This is a genomic window from Candidatus Allofontibacter sp. (assembly GCF_040404065.1).
GTDB lineage: Bacteria > Pseudomonadota > Alphaproteobacteria > Pelagibacterales > Pelagibacteraceae > Fontibacterium.
In genome coordinates this window covers 65,640-77,683 of sequence record NZ_JBBAJM010000001.1, presented here as the reverse complement: position 1 = coordinate 77,683, position 12,044 = coordinate 65,640, and the positions used below count along the sequence as shown (strand labels likewise).

At 28.1% G+C, this 12,044-nt stretch carries 14 protein-coding genes; 7 read left to right on the top strand and 7 right to left on the bottom strand.

What is annotated here, in order from left to right; genetic code table 11:
- The first annotated feature begins 1 nt into the window (after position 1).
- From tsaE to AC8IG9_RS00390, 4 genes are read left to right on the top strand one after another with little or no spacing between them, the layout of a single operon-like run.
- Positions 2–457: a tRNA (adenosine(37)-N6)-threonylcarbamoyltransferase complex ATPase subunit type 1 TsaE gene (tsaE, locus tag AC8IG9_RS00405; protein ID WP_507424851.1), complete on the top strand. Its 456-nt coding sequence runs from the start codon at positions 2–4 to the stop codon at positions 455–457.
- Positions 450–1,457, top strand: coding sequence for an aminoglycoside phosphotransferase family protein (locus AC8IG9_RS00400; RefSeq protein WP_507424850.1), 1,008 nt, complete (start codon positions 450–452; stop codon positions 1,455–1,457). The genes tsaE and AC8IG9_RS00400 overlap by 8 nt, the downstream gene beginning before the upstream one ends.
- Complete coding sequence (locus tag AC8IG9_RS00395; protein ID WP_507424849.1) at positions 1,444–3,012, top strand: lysine--tRNA ligase; 1,569 nt, start codon at positions 1,444–1,446, stop codon at positions 3,010–3,012. The genes AC8IG9_RS00400 and AC8IG9_RS00395 overlap by 14 nt, the downstream gene beginning before the upstream one ends.
- 8 nt (positions 3,013–3,020) lie before the next feature.
- Positions 3,021–4,067: a quinone-dependent dihydroorotate dehydrogenase gene (locus AC8IG9_RS00390; RefSeq protein WP_507424848.1), complete on the top strand. Its 1,047-nt coding sequence runs from the start codon at positions 3,021–3,023 to the stop codon at positions 4,065–4,067.
- Here the strand turns inward: AC8IG9_RS00390 and AC8IG9_RS00385 are convergent.
- Positions 4,035–4,481 (bottom strand): DUF3429 domain-containing protein, encoded by a 447-nt coding sequence (locus tag AC8IG9_RS00385; RefSeq protein ID WP_507424847.1) that lies wholly within the window; start codon positions 4,479–4,481, stop codon positions 4,035–4,037. The two genes, AC8IG9_RS00390 and AC8IG9_RS00385, sit on opposite strands and share 33 nt — an antisense overlap.
- Before the next feature lie 16 nt (positions 4,482–4,497).
- Positions 4,498–5,559 carry a sulfite exporter TauE/SafE family protein gene (locus tag AC8IG9_RS00380; protein ID WP_507424846.1) on the bottom strand — a complete coding sequence of 354 codons (1,062 nt, stop codon included), beginning with the start codon at positions 5,557–5,559 and terminating at the stop codon, positions 4,498–4,500.
- A 137-nt stretch (positions 5,560–5,696) separates the two neighbouring features.
- On the opposite strand from AC8IG9_RS00380, the gene rpmB reads away from it, so the two are divergent.
- Complete coding sequence (gene rpmB, locus AC8IG9_RS00375; protein WP_507424845.1) at positions 5,697–6,038, top strand: 50S ribosomal protein L28; 342 nt, start codon at positions 5,697–5,699, stop codon at positions 6,036–6,038.
- A gap of 5 nt (positions 6,039–6,043) precedes the next feature.
- The gene (locus tag AC8IG9_RS00370) at positions 6,044–6,592 is read left to right on the top strand and encodes a queuosine precursor transporter (RefSeq protein WP_507424844.1); all 549 of its coding nucleotides are present in this window, start codon (positions 6,044–6,046) and stop codon (positions 6,590–6,592) included.
- Here the strand turns inward: AC8IG9_RS00370 and AC8IG9_RS00365 are convergent.
- From AC8IG9_RS00365 to AC8IG9_RS00355, 3 genes are read right to left on the bottom strand one after another with little or no spacing between them, the layout of a single operon-like run.
- A complete protein-coding gene (locus tag AC8IG9_RS00365; protein WP_507424843.1) occupies positions 6,585–8,375 on the bottom strand; it encodes a cobaltochelatase CobT-related protein in 1,791 nt (596 codons plus the stop codon). The genes AC8IG9_RS00370 and AC8IG9_RS00365 overlap by 8 nt on opposite strands.
- A complete protein-coding gene (locus AC8IG9_RS00360; protein WP_507424842.1) occupies positions 8,365–9,360 on the bottom strand; it encodes an AAA family ATPase in 996 nt (331 codons plus the stop codon). Before AC8IG9_RS00360 ends, AC8IG9_RS00365 begins: the two co-directional genes overlap by 11 nt.
- Positions 9,350–10,003 (bottom strand): J domain-containing protein, encoded by a 654-nt coding sequence (locus tag AC8IG9_RS00355; protein ID WP_507424841.1) that lies wholly within the window; start codon positions 10,001–10,003, stop codon positions 9,350–9,352. Before AC8IG9_RS00355 ends, AC8IG9_RS00360 begins: the two co-directional genes overlap by 11 nt.
- 34 nt (positions 10,004–10,037) lie before the next feature.
- Between AC8IG9_RS00355 and AC8IG9_RS00350 the strand changes: the two genes are divergently transcribed.
- Positions 10,038–10,295: a BolA family protein gene (locus tag AC8IG9_RS00350; protein WP_507424840.1), complete on the top strand. Its 258-nt coding sequence runs from the start codon at positions 10,038–10,040 to the stop codon at positions 10,293–10,295.
- Here the strand turns inward: AC8IG9_RS00350 and aroB are convergent.
- Together aroB and AC8IG9_RS00340 are read right to left on the bottom strand one after the other, a co-directional pair.
- On the bottom strand, positions 10,288–11,394 hold the full coding sequence (gene aroB, locus AC8IG9_RS00345; protein ID WP_507424839.1) for a 3-dehydroquinate synthase: 1,107 nt from the start codon (positions 11,392–11,394) through the stop codon (positions 10,288–10,290). The genes AC8IG9_RS00350 and aroB overlap by 8 nt on opposite strands.
- Entirely contained in the window at positions 11,375–11,899 is a 525-nt protein-coding gene (locus AC8IG9_RS00340) for a shikimate kinase (RefSeq protein WP_507424838.1), read from the bottom strand. Before AC8IG9_RS00340 ends, aroB begins: the two co-directional genes overlap by 20 nt.
- Between the last annotated feature and the right edge of the window lie 145 nt (positions 11,900–12,044).

The window sequence follows — 12,044 nt, the reverse complement described above, 5'->3', positions numbered from 1 at the left end:
AATGGAATTAAAATCTTTAGATTCCACCAAAAAAATTGCAGAAACTATTGCAATTAATTTAAAGAAAAATGATTTTATATTACTCAATGGAAATCTGGGTTCAGGGAAGACAACATTCTCAAGATATTTAATAAATTTTTTACAGAAAAAAAATAATCGTCCTCTAGAAGAAGTGTTAAGTCCAACTTTTAATATAGTTCAATATTATGATTTAGGGAAAGATTTAAGAATCGCTCATTATGATTTTTATAGACTAAAAAAAGAAAGTGAGATTTCAAACATTGGTTTATTAGATACAGCAAAGGAATTTATAAATATTATTGAATGGCCAGAATTTATTGTAAATTCATTAAATGAATTTTTGCAAATTAATTTTAGTTATAATGTGGATAAAAATTTAAGATCTTTAACATTTAACGGCAAAGGAAAGTGGTCAGGATTTAGTATTAATGATTAATGCAAATAAATTAAAGATAATAAAGATTTTTTTAAAAAGGAATTGTATTGAGAATTGTAGAATAAAAGAAATACAAGGAGATGCTTCCTTTAGAAAATATTTTAGAATTTATCACAAAAACGATTCTTATATTCTTGCTTTTGCAGAAAAAGAAAAGAAATCTAATATTTTAAATTATGTCTTAATAAATAAATTTTTAACAACTAAAGGTATTAATTCACCAAGAGTTATAGATTATAATTATAAAAACGGCCTAGCTTTATTGGAAGATTTTGGTGATAAAACTTATCTTCAGTTAATTAATAAATCTAAAAATAAATTTAAAATTTATAAGTCATTAATTAGATATTTAGTAAAATTACAAAGTATTAAAGTTGAACAGAATATATTTAAATTTAAAAAATATAATTTTAAAATTCTTAAAAAAGAAATTGATTTATTTTTTATTTGGTACTTACCTCATGTTCTTAAGATAAGAACTAATCCTAAAATATTAAAATTAAGAAGATTATTACTATCAATCTTAAAAGTTAATTTTTTTAAAAATAGTTATTTCGTTCATAGAGATTTTCATATTTCAAATTTGATGGCATATAGAAGTGGATCTCAGAATAAAATAGGTGTCATTGATAGCCAAGATGCCTTGATAGGTTCAAAAGCTTATGACGTCGTATCTATAATAGATGACGTCAGAATTAAGACTGATTTTAATCTAAAGCAAAAATTATTTAATTTTTATCTATCGTTAGCAACGAGAGAGAAAAATTTTAATATTCAGCAATTCAAAAAAGAATTTTCAATTTTGTCAGTACAAAGAGCGATGAAAATTATTGGAATATTTTCAAGGCTTTTTAAGCGTGATAAGAAAAACAGATATTTAAAATTAATCCCTTACACTTGGACAATACTTAATAAAAGGTTAGAAGATCCAATGTTTAATGAGGTAAGAGTTATTATTAATAAAGAAATTAAAACAAGAATTAAGAATGTTAATCGATAAAAAGTTTTTTGAAGATTCAGAAGCTTGGCCATTTGCTGAATCGCGAGAGATTTTAAAAAAAAGATCAAAGATAATAGAAAAAAAGGGTTACGTTCTATTTCAGACTGGCTATGGTCCTAGTGGACTTCCTCACATCGGAACTTTCGGTGAAGTGTGCAGAACTACTATGGTCATGCATGCTCTTCAAAAATTATCCAACATTCCTGTAAAATTATTTACATTTTCAGATGACATGGATGGGCTTAGAAAAGTTCCAGACAACATTCCTAATAAATCAATTTTAGAAGAAAATTTAAATAAGCCATTATCAGCAATTCCAGATCCATTTAAAAAATTTAAAAGCTTTGGAGAGCATAACAATAATATGCTTCAAAAATTTTTAAATGAATTTAATTTTAAATATGAATTTAAAAGCTCAACTGAATTATATACCAACGGAGAATTTGATGATGCATTAACTGCAGTATTGAAAAATTATGATAAAATCATGGAAGTCGTTCTGCCAACGCTTGGACCCGAAAGAAGAAAAACTTACAGTCCATTTTTGCCTGTTTGTCCCGAAACAGGAAAAGTACTAGAAGTTGCTGTGGTTGAGAGAAATTTAGATGCAAAAACTATAGTTTATCAAAACGGAAATAAAAAAGTTGAGACAAAAATTACAGGCGGAGCATGTAAATTGCAGTGGAAAGTAGACTGGGCAATGCGTTGGTATGCCTTAGGAGTTGATTTTGAAATGTATGGAAAAGATTTAATTCCAAGTGCAGAATTATCAAATAAAATTTGTAAAATTTTAGGAGGAACGCCACCAAGCGGTTTTGCTTATGAATTGTTTTTAGACGAGCATGGAGAAAAAATATCTAAATCAAAAGGTAACGGAATATCTATTGAACAGTGGTTAAAATATGCCTCTCCAGAAAGTTTATCTCTTTATATGTATCAAAATCCGACTAGAGCAAAAAAATTATATTTTCAGGTTATTCCAAAAGCAGTTGATGAATATTTGTCGTTTTTAGAAAAATTTGAAAAACAAGAACCAAAAGAAAAATTGGGGAATCCAGTTTGGCATGTTCACAATGGAAATCCTCCTAAGGAAGAAATTATTATATCCTTTAATATTTTGCTTAATTTAGTTAGCGTTAGTAACACTGATAAAGAAGAAGTTATTTGGAAGTTTATTAAAAACTTTAGTCCAAACCTAATTAAAGAAAAACACCCAATTCTTAGAAGACTTATTTTAAATGCAATTAATTATTTTAATGATGTTGTAAAAATTAATAAAAAATTTAGAAAACCAGATTCAAATGAAAAAAAAGCACTTCAAGATCTTGCTGAGCAAATATCCAAAATGACACCTAGTATGACCCCTGAGGAAATGCAGACAATTGTTTATTCTGTTGGCAAAGTTCATTATTCAAAAGAAAGATTAAGAGAGTGGTTTAAAATGATTTACGAAGTACTTTTTGGCGACGAACAAGGTCCTAGAATGGGATCTTTTATAAGTTTTTATGGTATTAAGGAAACAGTAAACTTAATTAATAAGTCTATTAGTGATTAAATATAAAAATGAATTATCAATTTATTAATAGTTTTATTAATAAGCTTGATCCTGAATTAGCACATTCATTAGCAATTCAATTTTTAAAAAATATTTATATACCGATTTTTTCATCAAAAGATGATGAGATTTTAAAAATTAATATTTTTGGTAAAGAGTTTTCAAATCCAATAGGTCTTGCTGCGGGCTTTGATAAAAATGCAGACGTATATGACAAGGTTTTTGCTTTAGGTTTTGGTTTTGCAGAGGTTGGCACAATCACACCAAAACCTCAGGAAGGAAATGCAAAACCAAGAGTGTTTAGATTAATACAGGACGAAGCAATTATTAATCGATTAGGTTTTCCAAGCCAAGGATTAGCTAGAGTTAAAAGTAGAATTGAGATTAAAAACTCAAATGGAATTTTGGGAATTAATATTGGGCCAAACAAAGACAGTGTTTCACGTATAGATGACTATATAGAGTGTTTTAAAAATTTTCATAATTTATGCAGTTATATTTGCATAAATATTTCCTCACCCAATACTGAAAATTTAAGAGATTTTCATCATCAAGAAAATTTAAAAAATCTTTTAAGAGAAATATCAAATATTAAAAAACAACTGAACAGCAGAACTCCAGTTGTTTTAAAAATATCACCAGACATAAGTGATTTAGATGTTGATACGATCTGTAACAATGTTCTAGAATTTAATTTGGATGGTTTGGTTTTGACTAACACTTCTATTAATTTAAGAGAAAATTTAATAAGCAATAAAAAAAGTGAGCAGGGTGGATTGTCAGGAACTCCAATACAAAAAACTTCTAATTTAATTGTTAAAAAATTTTTTAAAAAAGTTGGAAAAAAGATTCCATTAATAGGAGTTGGCGGAATTAATTCAGGGGTTACAGCTTATGAAAAAATTAGATCAGGTGCTTCTTTATTGCAATTATATACAGGGTTGGTATTTAAGGGACCTTTCGTTGTAAGTTCTATTAAACAAGAATTATCGGAGTTGTTAAGAAAAGATGGTTTTTCTTCTTTAAAAGAAGCGATAGGCGTTGATTGCAAATAAGTTAACTACCTGACTGATAATTACCAAAAAAGTTAATCTTTTTCTAAGAGTTGCATACCAAATATTAGTCGTTTCTTTAAAGATTTTTGCATCTATTAAATTAAGAACAAAGAAAGTGATTATATAAAAAACAATATTTATATTTTGATTAGAAAAAAAATCTAAAACAAAAGCTACAATTGGAATTGTAACACTGGCAGTTAGAATTAGATTAGAATTAGGTAAATTACCATTAAGTATTTTGCTCCAGTGAGTGCCACAAATAAAAGCTATAATAATGTTGGAGTAGAATAAATATACTTCAATAACATAATTATTAAAATTTGATAAAAAATAAAAGATAGTTAGAGCGTAAAAGGGAATAAGACCAAGATATCCTAGAATCTTTGATAATTTCTTCTTTTCTATTTTCATTTGTTATTATTCACTATCATTTTTTATTTATCTTTCTAAATAAAAAAGAACCTATAAATCCAAATAATAGAGCAAGTCCTATAGCTGTCATTGAATAAATTATTTTATGATTATACAGGAAATTAGTTATAAAATTATTCAAAGCAGGAAACTGGTTATCAATTTCTATTTTTCTTAAAAATCTTACTTTTTTTTCTGCAAAAAATAATGATTTACCAAATTTTAATCCAAACATTATAATAAGTATCGACATAAGAAATTTTAACTCTTCATTTCTTAGTTTGTTTGTAATTCTAGTTCCTATTTGCACTCCGATGATTGAACCGACCATTAGTAAAACAATAAGAATTAAATCAATGTTACGATTTGCTATGGAGTGAAAAAAAGTTGAAAAAGCCATAGTAAACACCACAACTAACAATGCCGTGCCGCGTACAATTTTTATAGGCACTCTTATTACGTAAATCATTGCTGGAATTAAAAGAAATGCTCCTCCAATACCAAGTAACGCAGACACAATGCCGGCTAAAAATCCAAAAAAGATTGGTGGAATGATACTTGTATATAATCTGGATGCTGGCATTCGAACTTTAAATGGAAGACCATGAATCCAACTGTGTTTATTTCTTTTTTTTAAAATAATTCTTTTATTCTTTCTATTATAAATTTCGATAATACTTTCAGTTAGCATTAGCACTCCAAAACTAGTTAATAATAAAAAAAATAAAACTGCAGTAATTTCGTCTACAATTCCAATTCTAATTAAGATTTTAAAAACTAAAGTTCCAAAAGTAACGCCAAAGAAAGCGCCAATCAAAATGAAATACCCCATTTTGAGATCAAGCTCTTTTTTATACCAAGAATTTAATGTTCCAGAGACTGATGAGGCCAAAATATTATTAGAACCATTTGCGATTGCGTAGCTAGGAGGTATTCCTAAAAAAATTAATACTGGAGTCATCAAAAATCCACCACCAATACCTATGACCCCACCAACTATACCAATGGAACCACTAAGAAGGAGAATATAAATGTAGTTAACGTGAATTTTTACAACAGGTAAAAAAATCTCGAACATGGAATTTGCTGTTAAGTAGTACTTATTTATAAAGTATCTTTGTTAAAACAGCATACTAAATAAGTAAAAAAACGGCAAAAATAATAAATATCTTGACGTAAATTCATCATCTAAATATATCCCTTGCAGGAGAAATTATGTCACAACTTTGCGAACTGACAGGTAAAAGACCACAAACAGGGCATAACGTCAGTCATGCTAACAACAAAACAAAAAGAAGATTTTTTCCAAATCTTAAAAAAGTTTCTTTTAAGAGCGAGAAATTAAATCGTGATATTAGAATCAAAATTTGTACACGTGCAATCAAAGCTGTAGATTTTAGAGGTGGCATTGATGAGTTTTTATTAAGAGCTAAAAACAAAAATTTATCTCCTAGAGTAAAAAAATTAAGAAAACTTTTATTAACAATCGTTCCTCACGTTAAAAAAGCCAGAAAAGAAGTAAAAGCTAAAAAACAAACAAAAGTTAAAGCTAATTAGTTCTTTTGATTTATTCAAAAAAGATATTTTTGTATTCGGCCTTAATGGCCTTGATTATCTGTGTTTCTAATTATTTAGTACAATTTCCCTTTGAATATTTTGGACTTAATGAAATTTTAACTTGGGGAGCATTTACGTATCCTGTTACTTTTTTAGTAACAGATCTTGCAAATAGATTTTTTGGAAAAGAGTTTGCTAAAAAAGTTGTATTTTTCGGATTTGTTTTAGGAATTGCTCTATCGTTTATTTTAACTTTTGAAGAATTTAATTTAATTCTTTTAAGGATCGTTATTGCATCAGGTGCAGCTTTTCTTGCCGGACAACTTTTAGATATTAGGGTTTTTGATATTTTAAGAAATAAATTATGGTTTATACCACCGATTGTCTCTTCAATTCTTGGTTCAATATTGGATACGGTAATATTTTTTAGTATCGCCTTTTATGGAACTGATTCTTCTTGGGTTGTATTAGCTCTTGGAGATTTAGGAGTTAAATTATTTGTAGATTTTGCAATGTTGCTACCGTTTAGGATTGCAATCGCTAGATTTAGTTAATAGTTTTTTTTCTTTTCGGGTTTTCAATAAATAAATCTGCAAGCTGATCAATTAAAGCATCACCCAGCTCTTGCACATCTCCAATTTTTAAAGCTTTACTATAATAGCTGCTTACATCATGACCTATTCCGATGGCATTAATTTCAACATCTTTATTATTTTCGATCCACTTTACGGTATTTTTTAAGTGTCTTTCTAAATAATTTCCAGGATTTACAGAAAGGGTTGAATCATCAACAGGCGCTCCATCAGAAATTACCATTAATATTTTTCTTTCTTCGCTTCTTTTCTTTAATCTTTGATAAGCCCATAAGATCGCTTCTCCATCTATATTTTCTTTTAATATTCCCTCTTTTAACATTAGACCTAAATTATTTTTTCCTCTTCTCCATGGTGTGTCAGCAGATTTATAAATTATATGTGATAAATCATTTAGTCTTCCAGGATTGCTTGTTTTGTTTTTTAACCACAACTCTCTACTCTTTCCGCCTTTCCAATTTAATGTCGTAAAACCTAGAACCTCAACTTTCACAGAACACCTTTCAAGCGTGCGCGATAGAATATCAGCACAAATAGCCGCAATAGAGATGGGTCTACCACGCATTGAGCCCGAATTATCAATCAATAAAGTTACGACAGTGTCTTTAAAATTTGTATTTTTTTCTTTTTTATAAGAAAGAGAATTATACGGATCCATAATAACTCTTGTTAATTTTGCTGCATCAAGCATTCCTTCTTCAAGATCAAACTCCCACGATCTGTTCTGAACCGCCAATAGTTTTCTTTGCAATTTGTTTGCAAGTCTTGAAATAAAATTATGTAAAGATTTTAATTGATTATCTAAATTTTCTCTAAATTTATGCATTTCTGTATGATCTACCATTTCTTCAGCATTAATAATTTTATCAAATTTATTAGTAAAAACTTTGTATTTTGTTTCACTATTATTTTTTTTAATATTTGAAGACATAATTTCATCGCTAGAATTATTTTCATCTTCAACCAAATTTTCTTGTTCGCTTAGATTTGCGTCAATTTCAATATCTGGAATCACGCTTTCAATATTAAAATCTTGTTTATTAGAATTTTTATCTTGGTTAACTTCGTTATTATTTTGGTCTTTAGTTTTATTCTCGTCCTTTTGTTCGTTGTCATTGTCATTTTCATTAGGACTTAATTTTTCTTCTAGTTTTAGATCTTGAATAATAGAATTTAGAATATTAGAGAATTTTTCTTGGTTAGAAATATTTTGCTTTAATAAACCTATTTTATCTTTGATTTGTTCATTAATAATTTCATTCCATTTTTGTAAGCTCTTTTTTTCATCAATATTTAAACCTAAATTTAGCAACTGATTTCCCAGAATAATATCAAAAGCTTTTTCAATATTATTGTACATGTCATCACTTTGTTCTTTAAATTTCTTTTGATAATAGTTTTTAAAATTAAGCTTTATTCCTTCAAAATTTTCTGAACCTAATTTCTCATAACGAATCTTTTCTGCACTTTTGTAAATATTTTTCGCAATAACTCCTCTAGGTTCAAATTTTCTTGATAGTTCTTGATTGCTATATTTTATTTTTAGAGCCTCTGAATCCCCAAGAGCTCTAATATTTTGATATTCATTCAAGGACTCAAAGCTAATTTTAGGAAGATTGATCGTATTATTTTCTTTGATAGGAGCGTCGGAAAATAAAATATTAAGGTCTTGTTTTTTTGCTAAGGCTTTAATGGTCGATGAGATGGCTATTTTAAAATTTTCAGCCTGTTTTTCATTTTCCATTTTTTAGATTTATTTTTACACTTGCTGATGTTTCCGTAAGTTCTTGGGCAAAACATCTTTGAAAATACTCTGCAATAATTGCTCTTTCCAACTCATCGCAACGATTTAAAAATGATATTTTAAATGAGTAACCAATATCTTTAAAAATTTTATAATTGTCTGCCCACGTCATTACAGTTCTGGGACTCATTACTGTTGAAATGTCTCCATTAGCAAGACCAGCTCTTGTTAGTTCAGCTACTTGAATCATTTTTTGCGCAATTTTTTTGCCTTCAGCTGTATTTAAGTGAGGACATTTTGATATTATAATTTCAAGTTCATTCTCTGGCGCTAAATAGTTAAGTGTAGTTACTATATTCCACCTATCCATTTGTCCTTGATTAATCTGTTGAGTGCCGTGATAAAGTCCAGAAGTATCTCCAAGACCAATAGTGTTTGCGGTTGCAAATAGTCTAAAATATTTATGTTGTTTTATGACTTTATTTTTATCAAGCAGAGTTAACTTTCCATCACTCTCAAGTAATCTTTGAATCACAAACATCACATCTGGTCTACCAGCGTCATATTCATCAAATACTAAAGCCACAGGATTTTGTAGTGCCCATGGAAGAATTCCTTCTCTGAACTCAGTGATCTGCTTATTATCTTTTATTACAATTGCATCTTTTCCTAGCAAATCAATCCTACTTACATGACTGTCCAAGTTTACACGTACGCAAGGCCAATTTAATCGTGCTGCAATTTGTTCGATATGAGTTGATTTTCCTGTGCCATGAAATCCTTGGATTAGAACTCTTTTATTAAAAACAAATCCTGCGAGGATGGCAAGTGTAGTATCTCGGTCAAATTTATAAGCACTATCTAGCTCTGGAACAAATTGATTTCGTTTTGAAAAACCTTCAACCATCATATCTGTGTCGATATTAAAAGTTTGTTTTACAGAAATTTTTATATCTGGGGTATTTTCAAAAGTATTATTTTCCATGATTAATATTTTTTTGGTTATTCCTTAAATATGTATATGCGATAGTTATTTCTTTTAATTTATTTTCAAATTTTTTGTCTCCGGAATTTGTATCTGGGTGATATTTTTTTACAAGTTTTTTAAATTGTTCTCTAATTTCACTCCATTTTACATTACTTTTTAAATCAAGCTTTTTAAGAGCCTCTATTTCTTTGGAACTATAAATAGTTTTATTTTCAAATTGTTTAAAAAAATCTGCAGAAAAATTAGAGATGTCATGTTCTTCTAAAATATTTCTCCAAACTTTATTAAAAAAATTATCTTTTGAACCTAGTTTAGACGTAGGTTTATGCCAGGTAATGTCTGAATAAATAAATTCCTCAATCTTGTCCTGAGCCATTCCGGAAAAGAAATCCCATTCATGATTATAAATCTTTATATGTTCTGAGCAGAACCATTTGTATTCACCAGGAGTTTTGGATGGGGCTTTAAATTCTCCGGGATGTTTACATCTTTTCCAATCGCATGAATTATTGTTGATCTTATTATGAATTTTTAGATGGTCGGCACAGAACCACTTATATTGCTTGTTAATATCTTTTTTTACAAGACCCTGACCTGTCGCAAGATCTTTGCATTTGCTCCACTCACAGATCTTTCTCATTTGCGTAATTTTTTAAATTGATTAAAATTATTTTATGTCAGATCTAAAATATATTATCTTAGACAAAATTAAACAAAATATCATTTGTGAGAACGTAGTAGTGAATAACAATTCACACCTGCATCAACATCACGCTCAATCACCCAAAAATAATAATAGTCATTTTGAGGTGATTATTTCTTCTGTTGAGCTTAAAAAATTAAAAACGATTGATGCGCATAAAAAAATTTATGCAATTTTATATGATGAGATGAAAAATATTATTCATTCCCTTGAAATCAAAATTAATTAAATTGTTCAGCTAAAATAGGTTTTATATTTTTATTAAGATCTGAAGGATGAATTTTAGCTTTTCCAATTTTACTCAATAAGATTAAATTAATCTTAGAACCAGAATTTTTTTTATCATGTTTCATGTAATCTAAGATTTTATTTATATCTTTTTTCTTAAAAAGATTTTTAATTTGATAATTAATATTTAGTCTTCGATATAAATGTCTAATGCGTTGATATTCATTGATATGCATCATTTTCATTTTGACAGACAAAGAAGATGCAATCATCATTCCATATAGCACTGCCTCTCCATGAATTAGCTCTTCTGAATATTTTTTTAGAGCTTCAAATGCATGAGCAAATGTGTGACCAAAATTAAGTATAGCTCTTAAATTTTTTTCTTTTTCATCTTTTTGCACAATAACAGCTTTGCTTTTGCAACTTTCTTTAATCGCGTACATCACTGTATTTAAATCAGTTAGATTAATTATTGCATGAGAATTTTTTTCTAACCAAGCAAAGAATTTAGAATTCATGATTAAGGCGTATTTTAAAATTTCAGCATAACCAGCAACTAAATGTCTGCGTGGTAAACTTTTTAATGTTGTTGGATCAATCAGAACAAGTTTGGGTTGGTAAAATGTTCCAATCATATTTTTACCTTCTTCAGAATTAATCCCAGTTTTTCCACCGATTGAAGAATCGACCTGAGCTAACAAAGTTGTTGGTATTTGAACTAGATTTAAACCTCTCTTAAAAATACTGCTCGCAAATCCTGATAAATCGCCAATAACGCCACCACCCAACGCGATAACGCAGTCATCTCGATTAAAATTATATTTAAATAATTTTTTTATAATAGCATTGGTGAAATTCATATTTTTTGATTTTTCACCAGCACTCAACGTTAATAGGTATTTTTTGTTAGATTTTAATGAAGATAGAATTATGCGAGCGTAAGATTTTGGAATATTTTTATCAGTAATTAAAAGAAATTTTTGTGCTTTTGGAATTATTTTTTTTATTTCTGTTCCTGCGTTTTTAAGTAAATGATTACTAATAACAATTGGGTAGTTATTGTTTTTTAAATTTACTTTAATTGTTATTTTTTTCATAAATATTTATAATTTTTTCAATAATTTTACTCTTGCTACTTAAACTACAATTTATTTCATGGTCGGCCAATTTATATATTGGGTCTCTAGTTTTTTTTAGATTTATAATGCTTTTTTCAATATTATCCTGATCTAACATTGGTCTTTTTTTAGCATTACGCTTAATGCGATCAATAATCAAATCTTCATCCATATTTAGCCAAATAGATAAGTATTCTTTTAGAATTTTATTTCTAATAGAATTGTTAATAAAAGCTCCACCGCCCACAGATATTAATCTTTCTTTATCATTTTTTATTTTTAGAAATATTTTTTCTTCTAATTCACGAAAATATTTCTCGCCATTCTTTTTAAAAATTTCAGCAATAGTAAGATTAGCTTCTTTTTCTATTAATTGATCAGTATCGATAAAATCAATTTTTAATTTTTTTGCGACTTCTTTTCCAATGGTACTTTTTCCTGTACCCATCATTCCAACTAATACTAAGCTTTTATGCGTTGCCATTATTGAATGAATAATTTATTAACATAATTCTAATTGAAATATTATATAATTAATCAGAAATGCCCTTCAGAACTTCCTTACTAATTATCCTATCAGCAATATCTAGCCTGATCGCTATTCTGTGTATTCTTTATTATTTTGGTTC

Coding starts and splice junctions, on each gene's coding strand:
- tsaE (WP_507424851.1), top strand. CDS start 2: ATGGAATTAAAATCTTTAGATTCCACCAAAAAAATTGCAGAAACTATT.
- AC8IG9_RS00400 (WP_507424850.1), top strand. CDS start 450: ATGATTAATGCAAATAAATTAAAGATAATAAAGATTTTTTTAAAAAGG.
- AC8IG9_RS00395 (WP_507424849.1), top strand. CDS start 1,444: ATGTTAATCGATAAAAAGTTTTTTGAAGATTCAGAAGCTTGGCCATTT.
- AC8IG9_RS00390 (WP_507424848.1), top strand. CDS start 3,021: ATGAATTATCAATTTATTAATAGTTTTATTAATAAGCTTGATCCTGAA.
- AC8IG9_RS00385 (WP_507424847.1), bottom strand. CDS start 4,481: ATGAAAATAGAAAAGAAGAAATTATCAAAGATTCTAGGATATCTTGGT.
- AC8IG9_RS00380 (WP_507424846.1), bottom strand. CDS start 5,559: ATGTTCGAGATTTTTTTACCTGTTGTAAAAATTCACGTTAACTACATT.
- rpmB (WP_507424845.1), top strand. CDS start 5,697: ATGTCACAACTTTGCGAACTGACAGGTAAAAGACCACAAACAGGGCAT.
- AC8IG9_RS00365 (WP_507424843.1), bottom strand. CDS start 8,375: ATGGAAAATGAAAAACAGGCTGAAAATTTTAAAATAGCCATCTCATCG.
- AC8IG9_RS00360 (WP_507424842.1), bottom strand. CDS start 9,360: ATGGAAAATAATACTTTTGAAAATACCCCAGATATAAAAATTTCTGTA.
- AC8IG9_RS00355 (WP_507424841.1), bottom strand. CDS start 10,003: ATGAGAAAGATCTGTGAGTGGAGCAAATGCAAAGATCTTGCGACAGGT.
- AC8IG9_RS00350 (WP_507424840.1), top strand. CDS start 10,038: ATGTCAGATCTAAAATATATTATCTTAGACAAAATTAAACAAAATATC.
- aroB (WP_507424839.1), bottom strand. CDS start 11,394: ATGAAAAAAATAACAATTAAAGTAAATTTAAAAAACAATAACTACCCA.
- AC8IG9_RS00340 (WP_507424838.1), bottom strand. CDS start 11,899: ATGGCAACGCATAAAAGCTTAGTATTAGTTGGAATGATGGGTACAGGA.